Here is a 1,910-nt window from a genome sequence, read left to right as displayed (position 1 = left end):
CCGCCCATCGCGCCGTTGACCGCTTGGCTGAATGCGCCTTTGAGGGCGAGCTTGCCTTGTACCGCGGCGGCGGTGTCGGTGAGGTTGGCGGCGCTGGCTGCACTGCCTGCACCGCTGTCGGTTTGTCCGATGATTTGTTGGTTCTGCGTGGCGAGGGCGGTGTGCGCATCAAGTGCCAAGGCTTTATGGTCTTGGGCCAGTTCGCTATAAGCTTTGTGTTGGGCTTGACTGGCTTTGAGTTGGCTGTGCGCTTCGCTGACGTCGGTTTGATGGCTTTGCCCGTTGGTTTTAGCTTGGGTGGTGATGAGCATGCCGGCGCCACTGCGTACAACACCCCAGTGGTCGGTGCGCAGTTCGAAACCTTGACCACGGTAGTCGGCTCGGCCCGAGGGGTCAGGAATGCGGGTGACGTAGCCTAAGTTGAGTTGACTTAGACCGTGGTCGCTGGTAAGTTGGGTTTGGATTTCACCCGTGGTGTCGTCCATGATGAGGTGGTTGTTGCGGCTGCCGTCGATCTCTTTGCTTTTGAAGCCGGATAGGGCATTTTGGCTGGGCAGGTCCCACAATGGCATGTTGGTGGGGTTGGTTAGGCGGCCGCTGACATAAGGCATGTCGGCGTCGTGGTTCATGAAGTCGATGATGACTTCTTGGCCGACGCGTGGGTGTTGGATGCCGCCGTAGTTCATGCCAGCCCAGGGGGCGTTGACGCGGACCCAGCAGGAGGCGTTTTCATCTGAGGTGCCGTAGCGGTCCCAGTGGAATTTAACTTTTATCCGTGCATATTGGTCGACCCAGACTTCTTTGTCGGTGGGGCCGACGACGGTGGCGGTTTGGGTGTGGGCGGTGGGCTTTTGTAGGGTGCGGTCGGGGCGCACTTGTTCGGTGTCGGGTTGGAGGGTGAGTTCAACTCGGATGGCAAAGCTTTGGTCGGGGTTGGTTTCTTCGCCGATCTCGCTGATGGTGTAGTGGCTGTTGAGTACGATCCAGCCGATGTTGCTGGTTTCTTTGGCGGCGTTGTGGAGCTTGAAGGTGTGCCCCACTTCGATGCCCCTGACGTTGCCAGCAGCGTGGGCGCGACGACCGTGTTGGCGTATCGCTTCCATGTAGATCTTGGCTTTGAAGTCGCCGTCTTCGTCACTCTTGGCGAAGTGCCCTTGGTTCCACTCAGCGACTTCAAGTTGGTTGAAGGCGGTATTGTGGGGGTTGTTTTGGGTGGTGGTTTGGGTGACGGTGTTGTGTTTGAATTGGTAGTCTAATCCTTGGTATTGACCGGCAACGTGGGTTTGTCCATCTTTGAAGCTGTCGAGGTATTCTTCTTGCAGCTTGAGTTTGGGCGGGTAGGTATATAGATCTTGGTAGGCGGCACTGCTCATGGGCTTGAAGCCGTGCAGTCCGTCGCTGATGATGAGGGTGTGTTTGTCGTTTGTATGTTCGAACCAGTAGTTCAAGCCCCATTCTTGCATCAGCAAAGATACATAATCGAAGTCACATAGCCCGTATTGTGTTTGCATATCAAGCTGTGGGTAGCTGGCGGATAGACGGGTTTCGACAGGGAAGGCGTATTTGTTGAGGATGGTTTGGATGATGTCGGGGGCGCTTTGCTTTTGGAAGATGCGGTATTCTTGGTTGAGGGTGAGTAGGTGTAACCAGGGGCGCAGGCGCAGTTCGTATTGGGCGTAGCGGCCTTTAACGCCGATGTAGCGGGCTTCGGTGACGAGGGCGTTGATGTGGCGGGTGCCACGTCCTTTGGCGGCTTGGAGGATGCCGCCTGCGGAGCGCTCGAGGTCTAAACCGAAGGTGTCGAGTCCTTGGACGTCGATGCGACCGTCTTGTTCGATGGCGATGGTGACGGCGGAGCCGATGAGGGCTTCGACGTCCCAGTTGCTGCCAACGGCGTCGCCTGCTTGGGC

Annotated in this window: 1 protein-coding gene; it reads right to left on the bottom strand. The window is 57.3% G+C overall.

All coding sequences use genetic code 11. The features are described from left to right. On the bottom strand, positions 1-1,910 hold a 1,910-nt coding region (locus DFR44_RS11265; RefSeq protein ID WP_133621662.1), incomplete at both ends, for a type VI secretion system Vgr family protein.

It is taken from the genome of Hydromonas duriensis (assembly GCF_004363775.1).
In the GTDB taxonomy this organism is placed as follows: domain Bacteria; phylum Pseudomonadota; class Gammaproteobacteria; order Burkholderiales; family Burkholderiaceae; genus Hydromonas; species Hydromonas duriensis.
This window is presented reverse-complemented; position numbering and strand designations above follow the sequence as displayed.